Origin of the sequence: Vibrio sp. 1F169 (assembly GCF_041439605.1) — a bacterium.
GTDB lineage: Bacteria > Pseudomonadota > Gammaproteobacteria > Enterobacterales > Vibrionaceae > Vibrio > Vibrio tasmaniensis_A.
In genome coordinates, this window is record NZ_JBGOOI010000070.1 from 1 (window position 1) to 22,535 (window position 22,535).

At 43.7% G+C, this 22,535-nt stretch carries 17 protein-coding genes; 11 read left to right on the forward strand and 6 right to left on the reverse strand.

Going from position 1 to position 22,535, the window contains the following annotated elements; all coding sequences use genetic code 11:
- The first annotated feature begins 180 nt into the window (after positions 1 to 180).
- From ACED53_RS19220 to ACED53_RS19240, 5 genes are all read left to right on the forward strand, one after another.
- Positions 181 to 813, forward strand: a complete 633-nt coding sequence (locus ACED53_RS19220) for a hypothetical protein (protein WP_017102040.1) — start codon at positions 181 to 183, stop codon at positions 811 to 813.
- 11 nt (positions 814 to 824) lie between these two features.
- The gene (locus ACED53_RS19225; RefSeq protein WP_017102041.1) at positions 825 to 1,736 is read left to right on the forward strand and encodes a sterol desaturase family protein; all 912 of its coding nucleotides are present in this window, start codon (positions 825 to 827) and stop codon (positions 1,734 to 1,736) included.
- Positions 1,737 to 1,744: 8 nt separating this feature from the next.
- Positions 1,745 to 2,419 (forward strand): response regulator transcription factor, encoded by a 675-nt coding sequence (locus ACED53_RS19230; RefSeq protein ID WP_017102042.1) that lies wholly within the window; start codon positions 1,745 to 1,747, stop codon positions 2,417 to 2,419.
- Complete coding sequence (locus tag ACED53_RS19235; protein WP_017102043.1) at positions 2,416 to 3,708, forward strand: sensor histidine kinase KdpD; 1,293 nt, start codon at positions 2,416 to 2,418, stop codon at positions 3,706 to 3,708. Before ACED53_RS19230 ends, ACED53_RS19235 begins: the two co-directional genes overlap by 4 nt.
- Before the next feature lie 87 nt (positions 3,709 to 3,795).
- Positions 3,796 to 3,948 carry a hypothetical protein gene (locus ACED53_RS19240; RefSeq protein WP_009844874.1) on the forward strand — a complete coding sequence of 51 codons (153 nt, stop codon included), beginning with the start codon at positions 3,796 to 3,798 and terminating at the stop codon, positions 3,946 to 3,948.
- A 125-nt stretch (positions 3,949 to 4,073) separates the two neighbouring features.
- Here the strand turns inward: ACED53_RS19240 and ACED53_RS19245 are convergent, their stop codons facing one another.
- From ACED53_RS19245 to yghU, 3 genes are all read right to left on the reverse strand, one after another.
- Positions 4,074 to 4,397, reverse strand: a complete 324-nt coding sequence (locus tag ACED53_RS19245; RefSeq protein WP_017085490.1) for a DOPA 4,5-dioxygenase family protein — start codon at positions 4,395 to 4,397, stop codon at positions 4,074 to 4,076.
- 205 nt (positions 4,398 to 4,602) lie between these two features.
- Entirely contained in the window at positions 4,603 to 9,126 is a 4,524-nt protein-coding gene (locus ACED53_RS19250; RefSeq protein WP_102579839.1) for an SslE/AcfD family lipoprotein zinc metalloprotease, read from the reverse strand.
- Positions 9,127 to 9,400: 274 nt separating this feature from the next.
- Complete coding sequence (yghU, locus tag ACED53_RS19255; RefSeq protein WP_017101552.1) at positions 9,401 to 10,258, reverse strand: glutathione-dependent disulfide-bond oxidoreductase; 858 nt, start codon at positions 10,256 to 10,258, stop codon at positions 9,401 to 9,403.
- 275 nt (positions 10,259 to 10,533) lie between these two features.
- On the opposite strand from yghU, the gene ACED53_RS19260 reads away from it, so the two are divergent.
- The gene (locus ACED53_RS19260; protein ID WP_017101551.1) at positions 10,534 to 10,878 is read left to right on the forward strand and encodes a YajD family HNH nuclease; all 345 of its coding nucleotides are present in this window, start codon (positions 10,534 to 10,536) and stop codon (positions 10,876 to 10,878) included.
- 180 nt (positions 10,879 to 11,058) lie between these two features.
- On the opposite strand, the gene ACED53_RS19265 is transcribed toward ACED53_RS19260, so the two are convergent.
- Entirely contained in the window at positions 11,059 to 11,439 is a 381-nt protein-coding gene (locus ACED53_RS19265; protein ID WP_012600906.1) for a hypothetical protein, read from the reverse strand.
- 594 nt (positions 11,440 to 12,033) lie between these two features.
- On the opposite strand from ACED53_RS19265, the gene ACED53_RS19270 reads away from it, so the two are divergent.
- The 3 genes from ACED53_RS19270 (at position 12,034) to ACED53_RS19280 (ending at position 17,516) form a co-directional block, all read left to right on the forward strand.
- On the forward strand, positions 12,034 to 13,272 hold the full coding sequence (locus ACED53_RS19270; protein ID WP_009844864.1) for an OFA family MFS transporter: 1,239 nt from the start codon (positions 12,034 to 12,036) through the stop codon (positions 13,270 to 13,272).
- A 56-nt stretch (positions 13,273 to 13,328) separates the two neighbouring features.
- Positions 13,329 to 14,993, forward strand: coding sequence for a VRR-NUC domain-containing protein (locus tag ACED53_RS19275; protein ID WP_017101550.1), 1,665 nt, complete (start codon positions 13,329 to 13,331; stop codon positions 14,991 to 14,993).
- Positions 14,994 to 15,161: 168 nt separating this feature from the next.
- Positions 15,162 to 17,516, forward strand: coding sequence for a fatty acid cis/trans isomerase (locus ACED53_RS19280; protein WP_017101549.1), 2,355 nt, complete (start codon positions 15,162 to 15,164; stop codon positions 17,514 to 17,516).
- Between the two features lie 217 nt (positions 17,517 to 17,733).
- Here the strand turns inward: ACED53_RS19280 and torS are convergent, their stop codons facing one another.
- Entirely contained in the window at positions 17,734 to 20,766 is a 3,033-nt protein-coding gene (torS, locus tag ACED53_RS19285) for a TMAO reductase system sensor histidine kinase/response regulator TorS (RefSeq protein WP_017101548.1), read from the reverse strand.
- Positions 20,767 to 20,830: 64 nt separating this feature from the next.
- Positions 20,831 to 20,995 (reverse strand): hypothetical protein, encoded by a 165-nt coding sequence (locus ACED53_RS19290; RefSeq protein ID WP_241816812.1) that lies wholly within the window; start codon positions 20,993 to 20,995, stop codon positions 20,831 to 20,833.
- On the opposite strand from ACED53_RS19290, the gene torT reads away from it, so the two are divergent.
- Positions 20,940 to 21,887, forward strand: a complete 948-nt coding sequence (gene torT / locus ACED53_RS19295; protein ID WP_242441546.1) for a TMAO reductase system periplasmic protein TorT — start codon at positions 20,940 to 20,942, stop codon at positions 21,885 to 21,887. The genes ACED53_RS19290 and torT overlap by 56 nt on opposite strands.
- 60 nt (positions 21,888 to 21,947) lie before the next feature.
- Positions 21,948 to 22,403, forward strand: coding sequence for a methylglyoxal synthase (locus tag ACED53_RS19300; RefSeq protein ID WP_009844869.1), 456 nt, complete (start codon positions 21,948 to 21,950; stop codon positions 22,401 to 22,403).
- The last annotated feature ends 132 nt before the right edge of the window (positions 22,404 to 22,535 follow it).

Sequence of the window (22,535 nt, forward strand, 5' to 3'; positions counted from 1 at the left end):
AGCTCGGAAGGATCCTTCAACCGATCACTTTGGCTTTAACTGATCGGCATTACTCATTTGAGGAGCCTTTTTTAATGAATCACCTATACCCTCTGACCAAAACAATCCCCACGGTTACCTTTTGTTTACCTCGCCTCCTTTACTGTCCTTGATAAGAAAAATGAACCACAAGGAAAGAGCATGAAATTATTCGCTTCATTACTCACGACAGTCGGTATTACTGGTGTTGTCTGGGGGCTATTACATATTCAGCCTGCGATTGCGGATGCATCGACGGAGCAGCCAATCGCTGAGTTATCAACGAACAACTCCTCAACGAAACAGTCATCAATAAGTAAGCCGCTAACAAATAAGCCCGCAACTAAAAAACCACAAGTCACTGCAAACACAACTTTTCTGCAGGGTTTGAGCAAGACGATTCCATTAGAGGATGTTCCAGAGTTGTGGGTGGACTTCTATCAGCAACTAGACACCAATAGCGAAGCAGTAACTAAACCGCAGAAACAGCAACAGAAAGTCATCGTGATCTATCAAGACATCAGCTTAGATTTCAGCGAAGCAACAATCACGATTGGCTTCCCGACTCAGCAATCAAAATTAAATAAAAAAAAACCATTAATTAAGATTCCAATCAAAGCCAAAGGCACCCTTCTGCTAGGTAAAGGCGAACATACTGAACAAGAACTAGCACATGCTTGGGAAGGTATCGCGATTCTAAAAGAAGTGGATATGGTTATAGAACATCACCAGCTGAACCAGCATGGTTTGCCAGATTCTAGTGAGTTATACGTCTATTATAAGAACAATCAGTAAAGGATTTAGTTATGAATTTCACTATGGATAGCATTGGGAATTTTCTCTCTCAAACATTCACAGAAACGAGCATCATCCTAACCGAAACTTGGGTAGATGATAATTTTCTGCTGCTTGCTCTGGCTCTGTTTATCTTTGAGCTTATCCGCTATGCCTTTAAGAAAAAACTCAGCTGGAATATGTTGGGAGACAGCGCGACTAACTTAGTCACTCTGTTCTTCTTGTTGGTTACCGTTTTCTTTGTCGGGTTAGCCTATGTCGGCGCGTTTGTTTACGCCTACGAGAATTTCAGCCTAACTCAGCTACCGATATCCGGTTGGACAATTCTGGGTTGCTTGATCTTGGCCGATCTCGCGTACTACTGGGAGCACCGATTCTTGCACAGCAACGGTTTAGCATGGGGAACGCACTCAGTTCACCATAGCTCGCCTTACTTTAATATCTCGGTCGCTTACCGCTTTGGGCCTTTGGATTGGTTCCTCCCGTTCTTCTTCCACTTGCCGTTAATTCTGCTCGGCTTTAATCCGTTTGTGGTTCTGATGTGTGAAACCTTTGTTCAACTGTTTCAAACACTGCTGCACACCGAAACCGTTAAACGCTTGCCTCGCCCAGTTGAAGCGGTATTTAATACGCCTTCACACCACCGAGTGCATCACGCAACCAACAAGCAGTATCTTGATAAGAACTATGCAGGCATCTTCATTATTTGGGACAAGATGTTCGGTACCTTCGCTAAAGAAGAGGAAGAAGTCAGATATGGCGTGTTCCCGAGAATCAACTCTGTGAATCCATTTAAGGTATATTTCCACGGCTACGTTAAACTGTGCCAACAGTTATGGCATGCGCCAAATTGGAACTACCGACTACAACTTCTTATTCAGCCGCCTATCTGGGCCTGGAAAAGAGAACGAGAAACAAAGTAAGGACACTTATGAGCATTAACGCCCTGTTGATTGAAGACGACAGCGACTTGGCAGAAGCCATTGCAGACTATATGGAACTCGATGGGTTCGAATTCGATTTTGCTTACAATGGCAGCGCGGGCCTAAATCTCGCTTTAGAGGGGCGTTATGACATCATCTTAACGGACATCAACATGCCTAAAATGGATGGGCTTGATGTCTGTCAATCTCTTCGACAACAAGGCGTGACCACTCCGATTCTCATGCTAACGGCAAGAGACACGTTAGAAGACAAGATCGCGGGGTTCGAGGTGGGTTCGGATGACTATCTAGTGAAGCCGTTTGCGATGGAAGAACTCAAAGTACGGTTGATGGCACTAGTGCGCCGCGCTCAAGGCTCCGTGACGTCATTGTCTGTGGCAGACCTCAAACTGGACTTGGACAAGCACCAAGCTGTTAGAGACAGCAAGCTATTGAAACTCTCCCCTGTATGTTGGCGAATGCTCGTGATGTTAGTGCGAAACAGCCCTAACGTGGTGAGTAAAGCCAAGCTTGAAGAAGCATGGGAAGATGAAATGCCAAGTTCGGATAGTATGAAGGCGCACTTGTTTAAACTTCGACAAGTGGTTGATGCGCCCTTTGACTCAAAGCTAATTCACACGGTTCATGGTATTGGTGTTGTCTTGCATGAGGAGCCATCATGAAACACGCGGACATGAATCGAGTCAGTATCAAGCGTGATATCTACCTCTACTTATTTGGCATCGTCGTATTACTCACAGCCATCTACAGCTTGATGGTTTCACAGAGCTATCACATTGGCCTTAATGAATCGGCAAAATATGGATTCTTGTATGAGTTGGAAGTCGCAGAGCAGCAATACATCGAAACAGGGCAACTGCCAGACTACCAAAACCCGACATTCCAAGCCTTTCTAAGTTATTCAGATCTCCCCACTAAGTTCCAACAAGCTTTTGATTGGAAAGCATTTGATAACGATGCAATTTATGAACACTACGAGCTTTCGTCGAACAGCGAGTCAGGTCAGTACCTCTATGCCGCCAAGCATTCGATATCAGGTAGCGACGAAGCGCTATACATCATTTCTGAATATGATGAAGCGATTTACTTGAATCTATTCGAGCTGAACCCTCCTGATTCCGTTAACCAAATAAACAATGCTTTTATCGCCATAGGTGCCCTTTTACTCTTGGTATTTTTGATCATTCGCCTACTGATACATCGAGTCACCAAACCGATTATTACGCTATCAAAATGGTCTGAATCTATGGACGTGGACAAGACTGAAGGGCTGACTCAATTTCGCTATAAAGAGATCGATCAGTTAGCTTCGCAACTAGTTAAGAGCGTACAAGGTGAGCGTCAGGCCAATGAGCGTGAGAGCTTTTTCTTAAGAGCTGCGAGCCACGAACTAAGAACACCGATTGCCACTATTTCAGCCAGTGGCGATATGCTGGTTCGGTTATCTGAAACTATCCCTAACAGCGGCCAACGAGCGGTCGCACGAATCCAACGTTCGGCCACCAACATGAAAGCCTTGATAACGACTCTGTTGTGGATGAGTCGTAATAGCGAAATGGATACCAACTATGAGCAAGTCAAGCTAGAACCCCTGCTCAATAACATCATCGAAAGCCAACGGTATCTTTTAAAAAACAAAGAAGTAGAAATTCACACCAAGGTCGACCAAGGCGAACACTCCCTTCCCCGTAAGTTAACAGAGGTTGTGCTCACCAACTTGGTCCGAAATGCATTCCAACACGGTGGTAGCGGAGATATCAGAATCACACTGACAGAACATCAGTTTGAGGTAACCAATCGTTTGGAAGATGAAAACCTAGCAAACGACTCTGAACAACAGACCTCTTTTGGTATCGGCCTAGAGCTAATTGATCGCGTTTGTCAGAACCAAGGTTGGCAGTTTACTCATCAAGTTCACAACAATGAGTTCATCGTGAAAGTCATGCTATAGCGATTTTCTAAATGGTTATTGGATGGTGACCAAAAGTTTACCCTCACTTGGTTATGCTAGTCGCACAATCTAGTTAGGAGTTATTTTATGGGCACTTGGATTTTAGAAACACTGTTGTGGGCTGTGGTAACGGTGGCGGTTTGTGTCGCGATTTGGGGGTTGTACTTACCTAATATATTAATCGCATTAGGTGTGTCGGTAGCAGTATCGTTGTTGCTAGGTAATAGCTGGAGAAGCTAGAATTTAGGCAAGAAGACAATGAGCAAAACGAGGTGTGCACCGACGCACCCGACAGCACCTACATTACTAAGTTACTAAGTTACTAAGTACAAATATTAGGTACACACTGTCGGGCGCGAATTAAATTAGCTACTCAGTGTCTCTTCAAATACACCCAGTTCACGACCAAGCCATGTCGCTCTTACTGTGTGATCCAAAGTTTCTTCACCGCCAGTTACCGGGTGAATAAGCACCGACATATCACCGCGTTCTTGCTCAAGCCATTCAACAATACCCGACTCTTTGTTTGCAAAGTGAATCTCAAACATTGGCATCTTATGTGGGCCAACCAAACGCTGTATTAATGGGAAAGTCTCTAGCACATCTTTGCGTTCCGATAGAATTTTCTGACGCAGTGTTTCTGCCTGCTCTGCAAAGCGCAGAGGGAAATAGATATGACCGTGGTACATGGCACCATCCTTTAGAATTATGATGCGAACAGTTTAACCTGCTTTCTCTAGCAAGGACAGCCAACCAATGGCAGCCGAAGTACTAAACATCATGTAGAAGGCTGATCTAGCTGAAAGTTTCTAGAACATTGCAACAAAAACGCCACACGTAATTTAAGTGTGGCGCCTATATTTTAGCTGTAAAATGCCTTAGCAAGAATTAGCGTTAGTAAATTGAATCAACATTCAAAGGGCTGTTCTTTGGTTTCTCTAGTTTTAACTGTTCAACCGCACTAAGACCTTTAGAGCTAATTCCGCCACTATAAGACTTCGAGCCATCAGCATTAGTCATCGAGGTTTCGCCCACGTTCCAAGCAACAAAGAAATCACTTAAGTCATAGTTCGAAACGTAGGAGCTACATACCATCATTAAGTCGCCACCGGTTAACCCAGTATCTTTGGCACTACAATAGTTTTCAACCGCATCACCCTCTGTATCACCTCGAGCTTTACGGTGCATAAGTTTGAACATGTTCCAGCCTTCATCTTCACCATACACATCAGATTGGCTTGCGCCGCGTGTATACCAATCATCAATTGCAAAGTTCGATTTTGCCCAGATTTTTAGCTGACCAAACATAACTAATCGTAAACCTGCATCACCATGTGACCACGCATGTTCATTATTAAGCTCCAACCATTTAGGCGCTTTCTTAATATCCGATTTAATACGATCCATTTCAGGGTTTGCATTGCGACCCTCTAACTCCTGCATATAAAGTGCAAGCAGGTTGTTCGTCACCTCAGTACTGCCCTCTGCTGAGAAAGGTGCAGATGCCAAGTTATGACCAACTTCATGCCACAATAGCCAATCATTCACAGGGTTAGTTGGGATGTATGTGCGGCTTGCATTAAAACTGGAATTCATCACTGGGTAGCCAGAGTGAGCAGCACCAATCGAAATTTGCACGTCATTCACAAAACGATGGCGGAACGCCGCCAGTTCTGGATAAGTGAACCTACGGTGTAAACCAATGCTTTGTTTCTCATCACGCCCGTAGAAGTCACTTGCAGCTTCAGCGAATCGATTCATATCTGTTGCGAATTGGTTCAAATCAGCGGATTCTAGATTCCTTATTGGTGTAGTGTAAATAAATGAACCCGTATCGATTTCTGCAATTGGTGCGTCTGCCGATTGAATAGTGTTAATCCACTGTCCCTCTTTCCACCAAGCAGCTTTTAACGCGCCCTCAATGCTAAACGAGACTTCACCAAGCTCTTTTACTTTCGGTTGAATGTAAATAAGGCCACCATATGGAACCTTGAAAGTTAAGCTCGATCCATTGTAGTCAAAGCTGGTTTGCATACGTGGAGGGCGTTTCAAACTCGTTTCGTGATTCGGCTTACCTGTAAGATCATCCGCCATCATTACAGTAATCGTTGCAGCGACACCATGACTAATCGTCACATCTTGTAGCTGAGGAGCCCATAAACCTGTCGATTGATTGTTCCCAGCCGAATACGTGACGCCCTTGCCATCTGTTTGGATAAGAACCGAACTTGACGAAGATGCACCTGAAGTTCGACCCGGATACATTGTGGTATCAACAACGATTTCATGATCCCAGAATGAGCGCCCCAACATAATGCGAGTCAGAGGTTTCTCCATGTAATTTAATGGATAGCTCGGATTCAACTGTCCCGATAACTCACCTTCGCCGTGTATCATTCCATTAGCGACTAACGACGCTTTTAGGTCAACAGGACACTGTGCTTCTAGTGTATCTGTTTGATGTAAGTCTTCGGTATAACAGTTAAGGAACTGAACAGCTTGCTTGAACCCCAACTCATCTTGTATGTCTGTTTCAAATCGGTATGCGTTGTCATTCCACATCCAAACAGACAGGTTATCAAACGCTTGATTCAATTCGCTGTTAGACAGACGCTTACCTTGAGTACCTTTCGTGCGATAGTAAATCTCGTGCTCGTAGAGCGCTGTAAAGTTAGGACCCAAGTTCGCTGCTTTCACCATACTGTCGACAATGGTTTTACTCACTTCATAGCGATCGAAATCGGCTCTATGATAAGCACCGCGAACAGTCACACCGTCTCCAGAACGAGTCTCTATACAGTTAAATTCGTATTCATACTCGTTCTGACAAAGCTCAGTGCCAACGAATGCCGACTGCAGTTCTTTGATCGCCGCTTCACGCTCTGCTACAGATTCAACAAAGATACGTGCGGATTTTGCCTCCATTACCGTTACACCAGACGCATCAAGCACTGGCTTCCCCTCAGCGTCTAACTTAGCAACCTCATAAGTCGGGATTTCAAACTTGATTTTGGATTCATCTTCAATCCACTCAACCGTACCATCTTGATTTACCGTGAACGGAGGCTCTCCTTGGTTATCTTGAAAACGCTCAAGAACCACCATTTCCTTTTCACTCTTCACGTGAAGATTTGGATACGGCGCTTGGCAGTAATAAGAGCTACCGCAGAAAGCTTGGTTTGTTGGCGTAACGTTTTCACCACCTAGAGATACACCCGCGGCGTCCGCTAAGCGCCCAATAGGTTCAGGGTTAGTCGTTTGAATCGCATCCATAAACAAGATATTGCCACCGTCATTAACATAGTTAATAAGAGCCGTAATATCGTCTTGGTTTAAGTTAGGGTTATCCAAGTCAGCAACAAACTGGTTAGTCATGCCATCTTGAACCAACTTAGGTGGGTATGCCTGAAGGATCAAAATAGGCGTGGTGCTCGCATCCAAACCATCAAAGTCACCTGAACCGCGCTTTTCTACTGATGCAAAACCATACTGAGGACTAACAAAAAACGTGTACTGCTTACCCATTGTGGAGTGGTGATAAGCCGAATAAGCTTGGTCAATATTGGTGACTGTATTCATCCCAGCAATAGGCAGACCATTATTGAACCACTCAAACAAGTTCGAGAAAAACGACCTCATGCTGCCTTGGTCATCATGCAGTAGGTTTTCGAACGTCGAAACAGTGCACTGTTGTTTGTTGCTATCGATATGCAATGTTCGATTGGCCCAATAATTTTCAGGGCATGACAGAATACTTGGATATAAGCCATTACCCATGAACACGACCTTACCTTTGCCTATCTCGCCTGCTGTAACGAATGGAAAACCATAAGTCGCGTTGTCTTCAGAGACTAAAGGAATCGGCGGCATCGAGATGCTTGGGTGTTGTGCGATGTAAGGCTTGCCTTCACGAGTCCAGGCCTGTTGCTCACCAAAGTAAAGCTCACGGTTTTTATCAGTTCTTGGCATCATCACAGGGAATGCTCTGTTCGATATATTCAGAGCTCGCATACCACGGGTATAACCCGTTGCACCGTAAAAGCTACCATTATCATTGAATACATGGAATGTGGTGACGTTGTGAAAGATTTGCTGCAGAGACTCTGTTACATACTGACCAGAATCCATAGATAAAACGGCAGGTTGACGAACATAATCCATAAACTGAGGCGTTTGGCGCAGCTGCTCATCGATTACTGCCGTTAACCCTTGGCTAAACTGACCAACAAACTCATTAGGAAGTTCAAAGTCTGTACCCTCTATTAATCCCCCATTTGGCAGAGTTAGGTTAATCAGTTCATTTATAACGTTAGGGTACTTTGAAAAGGTATCTTGGACTTCTTCAGATATCTCATAATGACTTAGATGATCAACCGCATAGCGCTCTAGTAATGACTGGATATTCGCTTTCTCTACCACATTATTGGTCACATCAGACAATTGATAAGCAATCTGATTACCCGTAATGGAGCCAAACTCAAACGTATCAATACCAAAAGCGATTCTGTCACCCCACAGGTACTCAAAGATTCCCTCTTCATCCGTCACGCCCGTCGCGTTAGCCGAAAAGAAACTGATCCCAGAAATCGGCGTACCATTAGCATCTGTAAGCTTACTGCGAGTTAACACCTTACCTTCAACACTTGGCTTATAAGCATAGGTAGACTCCGCGTCTGCAGAAACAAAACCAGCGTTAAGGTTATTGTCCGCATTAGGGTCAACCGCAGGAACAACAGTTGTGTCTACGTGTGAACTAGGAGCCTTACCTACTTCATCGGTAGATTCTTCTTCTTTCGATGAAAAGTATGCATCGACAGCATCTTGATCATCAAGTTGCGAGAACACATCCTCAATATCAAAAGCATCCAGTTCTTTTAAACAGATAGCACTTTCTGTCTCACAAACATCAATTGATTCGAGTACTTTAGTAACGTTGTCTCCGTGTAATTCTGTCAACTCAAATGCCGCGTTAAGCCCATCATTTGAAATCGTGAACTCTGTTATCTCAGGGAAAGGAGCAGTGAAATCACCTAAAGTAAGGTGACCCAAGGTACAACTAAAACTCACGCCTTGTTTAACACTGAACGTTCCGTTTTCAAGATGAACGCCGTCACAGTACACATCTCCAGACACAAACGCCCCGCTCGACAACAGTGAACCGATGTAAGTTGTTGGGGGGATAATATCTGTAGGTGGAATAATGTCAGTCGGCGGAAGAATATCCGTTGGTGGAATGATGTCAGTCGGCGGAAGAATATCCGTTGGCGGAATGATGTCAGTCGGCGGAAGAATATCCGTTGGTGGAATGATGTCCGCTGGAGGCAATGTGTCAGGGGTGCCACCATAGGTTCGTGAATCGTCATTACATCCTGAAAGAGCCGTGGATATGATAGCCAGCGCAATTATGTTTTTTTTCATTGAGCGATGTTAATCGTAGTTTAAAATGGACCGCTATCTTATCGATTTACTCCACCTCGATGACTATTGTTTTTTGTCTTAACGATAAAAGAACCCACCAATAAGCAATTGAATTTTAAATAAAAAACAAATTTGAGATCCTTATTCCAACTGCGAAACATTCCAGTACCTAATACAAAAAAATGCCATACCTCGTTAGAGATACAGCATTTCAATTAGCCATTAACATTAAGACCGATAGGGTATATCTGCCCAAAAACACGTTCCAAAAAAACTAAGGCTTAAGCTTTAAAACTCGGTCAATGTCTTCTGCAGAATGGCGCTCGGGGACTTGCTCCCACTCTTCACCGAATGAACGGTTCACTACTCGACCTCGTTGGAAACCTTCGCGCGCTTCTAGTTGCTTCGCCCAGCGCACAACGTTGGTGTAAGACTCAACCTGTAGAAACTCAGCGGCATCGTAGATTTTTCCTAGCACAAGGTTGCCATACCAAGGCCAAATTGCGATATCAGCGATGCTTAGCTCTTCTCCCGCTACAAAATCGCTATTGGCGAGTTGTTTGTCTAACACGTCTAACTGACGCTTAGCTTCCATCGCAAAGCGGTTAATTGGGTACTCTTGCTTTTCATCAGCGTAAGCGTAGAAGTGACCAAAACCACCACCTAGGAATGGTGCTGAACCTTGAGCCCAGAATAACCAGTTAATGGTTTGTGTTCTCGCTGCCCCTTCTTTTGGTAAGAAGTGACCAAATTTTTCAGCTAAGTGCATCAAGATAGATGCCGATTCGAAAACATTCACGTCTTCAGCACCAGACTTATCAACGAGTGCCGGTATTTTGGAATTTGGATTCACTCCAACAAAACCAGAAGAGAACTGTTCAGCTTCACCAATGTTAATCAAATACGCATCATATTCAGCTTCTTTAACACCTACCGCTAACAGCTCTTCCAGCAAGATAGTGACTTTTTGACCGTTAGGTGTGCCAAGAGAATACAATTGGAAAGCATGGTCACCAACAGGAAGCTCTTTATCAAAGCGAGCGCCAGATTCAGGACTATTGATATTTGCCCACTTGTTACCACCATCAGTATCGTTAACCCAAACTTTTGGCGGTGTGTATTGTTCTGACATGATATTTCCTTATTAATATAGGGTAGCTTTAACTGATATTAGGTCACACTCCCTTGGTTAAAACCCCTAAATATAATTTCTTTTCAAACTGTTAAGCATGGCTTATTCCAGAAAGAAATAACCTGCTTTATGAGATAGCACACGTAAAAGATAAGTGTCCAATCAAACCTAAGCCACATAACGGTTAGTACGAAACATGATTTAGTCACGACATGCCTACAGGTTAAAGAAAGCTGTGATAAAATCGGGGGATTACAATTGATAAGGATTTGGCAATGTCTTCTGATTACACAGGCTCGAGTGTAGCGTACGCTCGCCAAGAGAAAGGCTACCGCGAAAAAGCACTAAAACTGTACCCATGGGTTTGTGGTAAGTGCGCGCGTGAATTTGTTTACTCAAACCTAAGAGAGCTGACCGTTCACCACGTGGATCACGACCATACAAACAACCCTGAAGACGGAAGTAACTGGGAACTATTGTGCCTTTACTGTCACGATCATGAACACTCAAAATACACGGATCATGACCGTTATGGCGTTGATGCCAAGGCTCGTTTAGACGACCACAAATCAGCGACGCACAACCCTTTTGCCGATCTAGCGAAGTTGATGAAGAAGTAACACGCGTTAAGAACGGTCTTTGCTAAATGATAGCGGCTAGATAATAGATAAATAACAAGAAACCCCAGTATGTCACCATACTGGGGTTTCTTTTATCTGCAATCATAACCAAATAATAGAGTTAAGAGAGGCCAGATCAAAAAGAGCCTTCCGAAGAAGGCTCCTTTTTAGAATTCTGAATTATACAGCGGCTTGTTTGCGAGACTCTTCTACCTGCTTAGCGCGCTTTTTAAGCGTCAACTTATCCCGGTATGCAAACCAAACGTAAGTCACTACGACCAAGAAGAAAAGGTATGACAATGAGAAAATGAATGGCGATTGAATGATATCGTTTGAGATACCCCAAGAAACACCGATAACGGTCACGGCAATTTTTGCAAAAAAGCCACACATCAATAGCATTAATGCCAACTGTGGGAAACGCGTGCTACGGAATGCCAGCCAGTAACAACTACCAACTGCTAATGCCGCAATATAGAAGCCGAATAGGAAAGAGTGAATATGGTCAGCTGCCGCTACACCACCAGAAATTGACATCAATAAAATTAAAAACAGTTTCATAATACTCGCCTCACCATAGGTTGGAAACGCATCCTTTCAAATTTGGAATCTCAGTTTGCGTACTATTTTCCCACTTTTTTTGTTCAACACAACCCCTCAAGTTGAACAAAATGTAAGCAAGAATGCTAACAAAAATCCAAGTTAACAATCATTTAACATACTGTTTTTAATAAACCTCCGTTAACCCTTGTCTCATATGAATAAAGCGTCATTTCAATTTATTTTGTTACACAAAATTAACCTTGGAAAATATTTAAAATAATTCGTAACTCTGTGATATCCGCACGGGATACGTGGACAATCTGAAATGTGTATCGAAGAATCCCTTAAAAAATAAGCCCGCCACGCTAAAAAGAACAAAATAGAAAGGTATTGAACACAACTTACAAACCAACAAAAAACAACTCATTAACAATTTTGAGTTTATTTACCAAAAATGGAAAAAGAGATTCCAATCACATTTTTATTGGTTATAATCCGCGCTCTTTTGCGTTGTCTGTTGATAAACGCAAACTAATTTTGAAGAAACAATCACAATAACCCGTCTTTAGTTAAGTGGCTCACCACTGACCAACGACAAAACTGAGAATAAAAATGAGCAAGATTGATAAAGCATCACGTATCCTGCTAGCAGGCTTCTGTATCAACCTTTGTCTTGGCATCCTGTATGCTTGGAGTGTATTTAACAAGGCGCTAGTGACTGAAGCTGGTTGGAGTGCTGCTGAAGCATCTTCACCTTACGCTATTGCAACTATCACATTCTCTGTTTGTCTTCTTGTTGCAGGCATCCTACAAGACCGTATGGGTCCACGTAAGATCCTTATTCTTGGTACAGCGCTTACTGGCCTAGGTATGATTGCTTCTGGTTTCGCTACGACTCCTATGATGCTAAACCTAACGTTTGGCGTGATGACAGGTGCTGGTATCGGCTTCGGTTACGCATGTCTTTCTCCATCAGCAATGAAATGGTTCCACTCTTCTAAGAAAGGTATGGTTAACGGTCTAATCGCTGCAGGCTTCGGTCTTGCTGCTATTTACCTAGCACCACTAACTTCTGCGCTAATCGATAGCATGGGTATCCAAACAAGCTTTATGATTCTTGGTGTTGGTGTACTTGCAATCGCAGTACCTCTAGCGGCAACGATCAACAACCCACCAGCGGATTACACGCCAGCTGAGCCTAAAGTAAAAGAAGGCCAAGCACCTAAAGCGGTTAAGAAGACTGAAGACCTAACGTGGAAAGTAATGCTGAAGACTCCTCAGTTCTACTCTCTATGGATCATGTACGCATTTGCAGCTTCTGTTGGTCTTATGATCATCGGTAACATCACTACGATTGCTAGCGTTCAAGCGAACCTACCAAACGCGGTTTACCTAGCGTCTATCCTTGCTGTATTCAACTCAGGCGGCCGTGTTGCTGCGGGTATGCTTGCAGATAAAATCGGCGGCGTACGTACTCTACTTCTAGCGTTCATCCTTCAAGGCGCGAACATGGCTCTATTCGCTACGTTCAACTCTGAATTCACGCTAATCATTGGTACGGCTATCGCAGCTGTTGGTTACGGTACGCTTCTAGCAGTATTCCCAACACTAACTGCTGAATTCTACGGCCTGAAAAACTACGGTACGAACTACGGCGTGCTTTACACGGCATGGGGTATCGGTGGTGCTATCGGTGCTGCGGTTGTTGGTTATTCAATGACGAATGGCGAAGGTTACGGCCTAGCTTACACAATCTCTGCTGCTATGATGGCCGTGTGTATTGTTCTAGCTATCGTGACTAAACCAATCTCAGAAGCGAAAGCAACAGAACTTAAGCAAGCAAGCGCTTAATTCAGTTCTTGATTGATTAAAAATAGAAAGAGCTTAACCTTAGGGTTAGGCTCTTTTTGTATCAAGCGACTAATCCATTGACGATAGAAACCACTCCTCAGCTCTCCCCTACTTATTATGTCGACAACTTCAATCGACTGATTGAACACGCTCAAACACTCTATCCAGATCTGCTGAGTGACGATGAATGCCGTTGGTTGTCTGAATACAAACGTCTTTCAGTCTCAAGCCAGTGTCTAATGATTCGTTTGCTTTCTCGCAAAGGCTGCTGGTTTCGAAGTGATAAGCTCGACTATGCTGAAATTCCAGATCTGAAAAACGCCCTACAAGAGCTAAACACATCGAACTTCATTGCGTTAAGCCACCCTACCGAACAACATAATCTTGTCATTAGTGATCTCGAATTAGGATTGCATCTACTGACTAAACCAGAGCTGTTCAGCGCATTCCCATTTCTGATGAACAATAAGATAGCGAAGAAAGACGAACTCTTGGCTTTGCTCGATCACCAACCTTTTAATAAGTTTCAAAACTTGTCGTTCGATTGTATTTACGTTGTCAAATCTGAAGTTATTGATGTCTTGCTGCTACTGTTCTTTGCCAATACTTATCAAGACCTAAGCCAATTCGTTCTTAGCGATCTTGGACTCAACACCTTCGAAAACTACCCATTAAGTAAACAGCGTCGTTTCTTCACCTCTAGAGAACAGCTCAATCAACTGCTCCAGATACGTGATATTCAACGCTTGTATTCAGAAGGGGACCGCAAAGACGGTGAGTTTCTGGAGCTGCTTTTAAATTCGATTCCTGAAGAATCAGAGCACAGAAACATTGCCAGAAAACGATCGCGTTTGATCAATAATATCGCTCGCGATCTAGAAAGGCTCAACCAAAACGATCAAGCTGTCTTTTGGTTCAAACAATCCGTACTTCCTCCAAGCAGAGAACGACTTGCACGCATCTATGACAAGCAAGACGAGCTAAACTTAATGTGTGACATTGTCACGCAAATGAAAGCGAATCCATCAGATGTATCAGAGTTGGAGATCGCGGCTAAGCTTGAAGACAGGCTACTACGGAAACAGGGCCACAAAGTTTCACGAACTATAAAACCGAACTGCAAAGAGATAAAACTGGAATTAGACCTCAGCCAAACGCGAGTTGAACTTGTGGTGAAGCAACACTTGGAAAACCAAGGTTGGGAAGTCTACTTTTCAGAGAACAGTTTTTTATGTGGATTGTTTGGCTTAGCCTTTTGGGAAGTGATTTTCGCAGACGTTGAGGGCGCATTTATCAATCGCTACCAACATCGCCCTCTGGATCTGTACCATTCAAATTTCGTAGACAAACGAGTTGAACAGATCCAGGCTGCGTTTCAAACCATATCCGAGCAAGGACTAAACCAATTGCTTGATATCTACGACCTGAAATACGGTATCGCAAATCCATTCGTTCATTGGAATCATTTCCCTAAAGCACTCATTGAGCACAGTATGGAGGCTATTCCGAACGCCTTAATCGTCGAGCTATTCAAAGTGATATTGAGTGACCTAAAGCTATTTAGAACTGGGATGCCGGATTTGATTGCGTTCAAGGACGATGAATTTCATTGGATTGAAGTCAAAGGGCCCGGCGATAAATTGCAAGATAACCAGTGGCGATGGATCAAAGAGTTTGAGCGATTGTCTGTTCCATTCTCTGTTTGCTACGTCAATCATTAGATAGTTGCCTAGCTCTAGTCTCTAGTCTCTAGTCTCTAGTCTCTAGTCTCTAGTCTCTAGTCTCTAGTAAATAACTTACATCAATATCTTATCTATAAAATAGTCAGAACATGAGCTTTTTCAATCATTTTCGATATAATTAGAGAAAATGCCTAATCTTTAATACGTATGAATTTGAAAAAACTCTTCATTTTAGCTTTTGTTAGCGTCTTCTCAGGTTGTGCCGTCTACGCGGGGTTGAACTTCGATCAGCTCTTTGGTGAACAGCAAGTCCGTGATCGCCAAGCGCCTATTCTTTCATCTCAAGCACAGCATTTCATTGACGAAGTAAAGCCTATCATTGATAGCCGCTGTGTTGTTTGCCACGCTTGTTATGATGCACCTTGCCAGCTAAAAATGTCTTCAGTTGAAGGTATCGACCGAGGGGCGAGTAAGGCACTAGTTTATCAAGGCACCCGTTTAACCGCCTCAGCCCCTACCCGCCTGTTTGAAGACGCGATAACCACACAAGAGTGGCGTGATGCGGATTTTCATCCAGTGCTAAACGAACGTATGCAGAATTCAACGGCTAACCTTGATGCTGGGCTTGTTTCTCGTATGTTGATGCAAAAAGAAAACCACCCTCTTCCAGATCAAACGCAACTTGAAGGCTTCGACTTTTCAACCGATCGCGACCAACAGTGTCCGACCATTGAAGAGTACGCTCAATACGAAAGAGATTACCCAACGTGGGGAATGCCTTATGGCATGCCGAACTTAGATAAAACGGAATACGCGACTTTAATGAGCTGGTTGGAAAATGGCGCGTTAATGAACGACCATATTCCACTGAATGATGCGGAACAAGAGCTCGTTGATATCTACGAGAGCTTTCTCAATAAGAGTGACAATAAAAGCCAGCTTTCAGCACGTTATATCTATGAACATCTGTTTCTATCACACCTCTACTTCTCTGATTTAGATCAGCCAACACGCTTCTTCACCTTGGTTCGTTCTGCGACGCCTCCAGGTGAAACGGTTCAGCGCATCACGACTCGTCGACCTTACGACGATCCAAAAGTGGATCGGGTTTATTATCGCCTGATTCCAGAGCAAGGCACCATCGTCCACAAAACACACATGCCTTTCGCATTAAATGAAGAACGCCTGAACAATTGGAACACATGGTTTGTGGATGCTCGTTACGCTGTCAAACAACTTCCTAGCTACGCGATTGACGTCGCGGCGAATCCAATGACTTCGTTTGAAGCTCTTCCGGTGAACTCGCGCTTCCATTTCATGCTGGACAATGCACAAAACACCATCATGGCCTTTATCAAGGGGCCGGTGTGTCGCGGGCAGCTCGCACTCAACGTGATCAATGATAGATTCTGGGTACTATTCATCGATCCTGATAAAGCAGATCTGCCTGAAATTAATCAGTTTTATGCCAACCAGAAGCAAAACCTAAAGCTGCCTAGTGAACTAGAAAGCAACACTGTCCCTGTCACAAGCTGGGTGAGCTACGCGAAGCAACAAGCTCGATACCTTAATGCAAAATCAGACTTCACCAATCAATGGTTTGATAGCGGAGTAAATCTAGACACAGATATCATTTGGGATGGCAATAGCACGAACCGTAATGCCGCGCTTACTATCTTTAGACACTTTGATAGCGCTTCAGTTGTTCAAGGTTTAGTTGGCCCACAACCCAAGACAGCGTGGATTCTTGATTACGCCCTTCTAGAACGTATCCATTACCTTCTCGTTGCTGGTTTTGATGTCTACGGTAACTTCGGCCACCAACTGATTACCCGTATGTTTATGGATTTCTTGCGCCTTGAGGGTGAGAGTAACTTCTTGACCCTTCTTCCAAAAGACGTACGACACATTGAACACTCAAGTTGGTATGAAAACCAAAGCTCACAGTTGAGCGACTACTTGCAGCGTAATATTGCACCTTTTGACCAGCCAACCAACGTGATATACAAAACGACAAATCCTAAGCGTGAACTGCTTAATATGATCAAAGATAAGCTCGCGCCGATCCTCGATAATCGCTTTGATATTGTCGAAACAGGTTTTAGTCGGAAAAACGAAGCTCTGCTCAAACAAGTGAATTTGATTAAGGGAGTTGGTCTGCGTCATGTGCCTCAATTAGTGACGATCATGATTGAAAGCGAGAGCGGCGATGAGCAGCTGTTCACTATGATTCACAATAACGCTCACAGCAACATTTCAAGCCTGTTCAATGAAGAGGGTAATCGAGATTACGCCAATGACGACTTAACACTGGTACGTGGGGTTATAGGTAGCTACCCTGCCGCTTATCTGTCATTAACTGAGCGCGATATACCGACTCTGGTTAAAGCACTGCAAAGCTTGGACACAGAAAAAGATTACGTCGCGTTACTGGATAAGTTTGCAGTACGACGCAGTTCGCCTGAGTTTTGGCCATTCAGCGACCGAGTTCACCGTTGGTATCAACAAGATCAACCGATTGAGTTTGGTTTATTGGATTACAACCGTTTTGAGAATAGATAGTAAAAATAGATAGCGAGTAAACGGTATACCTTGATTCTAGCTTTTGAGCATTGACTATATTGCCTCGAGCGTCGGCTATATTGCTTGGAATGTTGGTGAGTCTTTCTTAGAGAAGCATTGGTACACATGCTAAAAAAAATCCTCTGACGAATAGTCGTTCAGAGGATTTTTTATTTAGCTTGCAGATTAGGTATAAGCTTAAAACAGGCTCACATCGTTAAACGGAAACATAGGACACAAGTGCCTTCAACGAGTCTTTAACTAGTTCCGATAAAGCTTGGTCGTTATCTCGATACTGCAATAATGGTTCTTCGCTTGCTTCAATGCTCTGACACAAGCTGTACAGTGCTGATAAACCCAAACTACCCGCCGACCCTTTAAGTTTGTGCGCCAAGGACTTCACTTCTCGTCCATCATCCGCTTGACTCGCCTCAGCTAATTCATTCAAGGCCAGGTCACTACTTTCATCAAACAGCGCAACGATCTGTTTCATTTTCTCTAATCCAAGAATCGACAGATCACCCTCTATCACTTTGGAATCAATCAATTTCACCGAAGCACCTCCTTGGTCTTGAGAATCAGTTGTATCATATTTAGCATCAATGGTAGCCGTGTGATTAGCCAAAACATCAGCCACCTGTGTGGCGTTCCGTTCATCACTGTTACTCTCAATAACGCGTTTATAGTTTTGTTTGCAAACAGCATCGCTCGGATCAGGCTGTGGTAACAACAGTGCTTTACCATCGAGTTGAGTAACGATGAGCTGAGAAAGAGCCTCTTTCTCCAACGGCTTAGGCAAGAAACCATCGAACCCTGATGCTAAATAGCTCTCGACTTCTTCATTGAATACATGCGCCGACACCGCCACCATAGGGGGTATATTTAGCGGCTCAGCCGTGGACGTTTGTTCTAGAATCGTTTTTAACTGCTGAATCAGCTCTATGCCATCACAATCGGGTAGGTTAATGTCTACCAACGCAATATCAAACGCCTGCTCACTGAATATAGCTCTGGCCTCTTCTCCTGTTGTCGCCATCACAACGTCATGGCCTAGGTTATTCAGAAATCCTTCAGCAACAATGCAGTTAACAGGGTTATCTTCAATCAACAATACTTTGGCACGGATACAAGCTTCAATAGTCGGTGCTTTCGTTTCAATCTTCTCACCCGCGAGCAAAGGTACTGAGAACCAGAATTGGCTACCTTCACCTTCTTCGGAATGAACACCAATATCACCGTTCATTGCTTGCATGATACTTTTGCTGATCGCTAGCCCTAGCCCAGTGCCGCCAGTTTTATTGCGACCACTACCGGTTTGGGTGAATGCATCAAACAGACAAGCTTGCTCTTTGCTATCAATGCCAACCCCCGTGTCTGACACTTCAAACATCACTCGATTTTCATCTTCTATATCTAAGCTGATAAAGATATCGACTGAGCCTGTTTCAGTGAACTTAATCGCATTCCCAACCAGATTGTTCAAAATTTGGCTGATTCGTGTTACATCACCACGCCAATAACGTTGTACGTTACTTTCAAAATGGAAATCGAAATTAAGTTTCTTCTCAGCAGCACGTCCCTCCATTAGTTGGTAGGTATCTTTAACCATTTGGTAGAGATCAAACGAAGCCGTGCGAATTTCTAAATGCCCCGCTTCTATCTTTGAATAATCAAGCACGTCATTCAAAATGGCGAGAAGATTCTTGCCGCTGCGGTTAATGATATCGGCATAACCCGATTGCAAAGGATCTAGCCCAGTATCTTTAAGTAATCGAGCCGTACCTAATACACCGTTCATCGGTGTTCGTATTTCATGGCTCATCGTCGCGAGGAAGGCGGACTTAGCCCGGCTTGCTTGCTCTGCGGCATTACGAGCCTTAGCGTGATTTTCCACCTCGACATTCAACTTCTCATTGGTTTTTTGCAGTTGATAAGTTCGGTCGGTGACCAATTCTTCTAAGTGCTCTTTATGTTCTTCGAGCTCACGTTTCGCCTTCGCTTCTCCAACTGCTACCACTTGTAGCGCCTGTGCCGTATTTCTCGCTGTAATAATAGCCTCACCCATATGAGCCAGTTCATCATTACCTTTAACCGAGATATCGATATTCAGACGCCCCTGAGCGATAGACATCAAAGCTGAAGAGTATTCAGTAAGACGTTTAACCACCGAGATATAAACAACTCGCCACACAATAACGGCAACGATAACCAAGCCAATAACCGAAATCACCGACAACGACCATTGAGCTAGATTCAGCGTGCTAGTCAGCTCATCAACCGCTTTTTTGGTACTTAGATTCGAATCATCGATCAATTGGTTAACCGTTGTATTCAGTTGCGAAAACAGCTCCAGCGTATTTTGCATCAGAAATTCAGATTTTTTGGTGTTCTCATATTGTTCTAGCGATATATCGAACACGACTTGGCGTTTTCTTAATTCTTCAAGAAGCTGAGACATCTGCGCTGAACGAGTCGGATCTTCGACCGCTTTAACACGGCGCGCCATAATTCTTAGATTAGATTCAAACTCAGATTGGATTTGATGAATACGTTCAACGTTAGTGACAGTCTGCGTTTCTTCAATTTGATTAAGCATTTTGTACGCCAACAAATGTAATTCATGCAGGCGTTCAGACAAATCAAGGTCAACCTCGACAAGCGCATCTAAGGCTTGGTAGGCTTTATCAGTTTGCTTAGTTTCTAGTAGGTCATAAATGTGTGTGACGTTGGCAACTGCGATGGTGGCCGTGTTCAACACTTGGGTTCGGGTTAGCTGCTCTAGCTCTTCCGCAAGTAGACGCATCTCTTCAACACGAGAAGACAGTTCCTTGTTTAACCAAAGCTTACGTTCAACTGACACGCCCAACTCAGCCAGTGTATTAATAACACTTTGGACATTGTTTTCGAGTTTATTAAGAAGTTGGGAATCAAAACTGTCGACGCCAAGTTCTTTGATATGCTGAAGAAGCGACTCAAGTTGACCGAACAACATAGTGCCCGCCTCTTTTCTTTCTGCTTCATTTCTCGCATTAGAAAGCGTTTGTACCGACGAAATAATACGGTTACTCAACTCAGACACTTGACGAGCTTCGATCATGGCAGGAAGAGCAGAATCGACGACGTTTCTTTCAGTCTTTGCTACAAAGCTAAAACCAGAAACACCGATCAATGCAGACAATAAAACCAACAGGGCCATCACTAAGAATGAGGCCAGTAGCTTGCGTCCAATACTCGCTGAAGCTAACAACATAAACTCTAAACCTTAAAACGTTCTTCTTTACCCACGCAGAATACGCTATATTTTGCAGTGTTTCTTATCTAAAACCAATAAAACGGCAATTCATGCTATCTAGACCTTTAACTTCAAAAATTCTTCTCTCATTACTAGCATCAGTCACCACTGTAGTAAGTGCTAGTGAGCCTTTGAGCCCAATAAAACCGGCAAAAGCCACATCACAAAAAGAAAAAATTTGTGCCATTTATCCGCACCTAAAAGACTCTTATTGGTTATCGGTTAACTACGGAATGGTCTCAGAAGCAGAAAAGCAACAAGTCGAACTTAGAGTTTTGGAAGCTGGCGGTTACCCCGACGTAGCCAAACAGGCATCACAACTGGTGCTTTGCACGCAATGGGGGGCTGATGCCATTATTTTAGGCACAGTTTCGCCTGACGCTTACCATGAGAACCTGACTAACTGGGTCGGAGCAACCCCTGTGTTTGCCACAGTAAATGAGTTAACCGTCAATAAAGAGCAACAAAGAGTATTAAAAGGCACGGTCGGTGTCGACTGGTATCAAATGGGCTTCCAAGTCGGAGAGTTTTTGTCGAAAAGACACCCAAAAGGGTCAGGAGAAACACCTATCGCCCTACTACTAGGCCCACAAGCAAGCGGTGGCACTAAACCTGTAGCACTCGGGTTTTATGATGCAATCAAATCGAGCGATATCAAAATCGCGATCAGCTATTGGGCAGACAACGATAAAGAACTGCAAAGAAACTTGGTACAACAAGTCATCGAACAACCGGATATTCAATATATTGTAGGAAGTGCAGTCGCAATTGAAGCTGCGATAAGTGAACTAAGAGCTGCGGGTAAAACCAAAGATATTGGGTTAATTTCAAGTTACTTAAGTCACGGAATCTACCGCGGTTTGCTTCGTAACAAGGTGCTTTTTGCACCAACAGATAAAATGGTTGAACAAGGTCGCTTGTCGGTAAAGCAAGCCACCCATTACTTGCGTGGTCAACCTTATGAAAAACATAGCGCACCCATGATTGAGGCACTGACACCAGCAACACTCAAAGATCAAATTATCGCTGACTCATTGTCACCTTCTGAGTTTCGCCCGGTATTCAGTGTGAATCCTTAGTGCTATATTGACTAAAGAACTCAAAACAATAAAAACGAATCAATCATTTAGGGAACATCCATGCAAAAAACGACGCGTACTATGCCAACGCATAAGAATATCGCTTTGGTCGCTCACGACCATTTCAAACCTGAGCTATTAAGATGGGTCAAAGAGAACAAAGAAAAACTACAAAAGCACTTCCTTTATGCAACGGGCACGACAGGTTCTCTACTCAGTAAAGAAACAGGCTTAGCGATTAAGAGTATGATCAGTGGCCCAATGGGCGGTGACCAACAACTTGGTGCGCTTATCTCTGAAGGCAAGATCGATATGATGATTTTCTTCTGGGACCCATTGAATGCTGTACCACACGACCCGGACGTAAAAGCACTACTTCGCATAGCAAGTGTTTGGAACATCCCTGTAGCCACCAACCGCGCTACCGCTAACTTCCTGTTTAACTCTTCACTGCTTGAAGAAGAAGTGATCATTGAGATCCCAGATTACGAAGCATACTTGGCAGAGCGCACATAATCACACGTTAAATTAGCCCTTTACTAGGGCGTGTTGATCTTTCGAGCTGATTTTTGCAGCGAATTGCTGGGGATTTCTACAAGGCAGAGGCTTTGATGTGTAGCTAGCCTACATGAGAAGCCGATAACGTAG

Bases quoted from the DNA above. Each gene is read 5' to 3' on its own strand.
- ACED53_RS19220 (WP_017102040.1), top strand. From the start codon at position 181: ATGAAATTATTCGCTTCATTACTCACGACAGTCGGTATTACTGGTGTT.
- ACED53_RS19225 (WP_017102041.1), top strand. From the start codon at position 825: ATGAATTTCACTATGGATAGCATTGGGAATTTTCTCTCTCAAACATTC.
- ACED53_RS19230 (WP_017102042.1), top strand. From the start codon at position 1,745: ATGAGCATTAACGCCCTGTTGATTGAAGACGACAGCGACTTGGCAGAA.
- ACED53_RS19235 (WP_017102043.1), top strand. From the start codon at position 2,416: ATGAAACACGCGGACATGAATCGAGTCAGTATCAAGCGTGATATCTAC.
- ACED53_RS19240 (WP_009844874.1), top strand. From the start codon at position 3,796: ATGGGCACTTGGATTTTAGAAACACTGTTGTGGGCTGTGGTAACGGTG.
- ACED53_RS19245 (WP_017085490.1), bottom strand. From the start codon at position 4,397: ATGTACCACGGTCATATCTATTTCCCTCTGCGCTTTGCAGAGCAGGCA.
- ACED53_RS19250 (WP_102579839.1), bottom strand. From the start codon at position 9,126: ATGAAAAAAAACATAATTGCGCTGGCTATCATATCCACGGCTCTTTCA.
- yghU (WP_017101552.1), bottom strand. From the start codon at position 10,258: ATGTCAGAACAATACACACCGCCAAAAGTTTGGGTTAACGATACTGAT.
- ACED53_RS19260 (WP_017101551.1), top strand. From the start codon at position 10,534: ATGTCTTCTGATTACACAGGCTCGAGTGTAGCGTACGCTCGCCAAGAG.
- ACED53_RS19265 (WP_012600906.1), bottom strand. From the start codon at position 11,439: ATGAAACTGTTTTTAATTTTATTGATGTCAATTTCTGGTGGTGTAGCG.
- ACED53_RS19270 (WP_009844864.1), top strand. From the start codon at position 12,034: ATGAGCAAGATTGATAAAGCATCACGTATCCTGCTAGCAGGCTTCTGT.
- ACED53_RS19280 (WP_017101549.1), top strand. From the start codon at position 15,162: ATGAATTTGAAAAAACTCTTCATTTTAGCTTTTGTTAGCGTCTTCTCA.
- torS (WP_017101548.1), bottom strand. From the start codon at position 20,766: ATGTTGTTAGCTTCAGCGAGTATTGGACGCAAGCTACTGGCCTCATTC.
- ACED53_RS19290 (WP_241816812.1), bottom strand. From the start codon at position 20,995: ATGGCACAAATTTTTTCTTTTTGTGATGTGGCTTTTGCCGGTTTTATT.
- ACED53_RS19300 (WP_009844869.1), top strand. From the start codon at position 21,948: ATGCAAAAAACGACGCGTACTATGCCAACGCATAAGAATATCGCTTTG.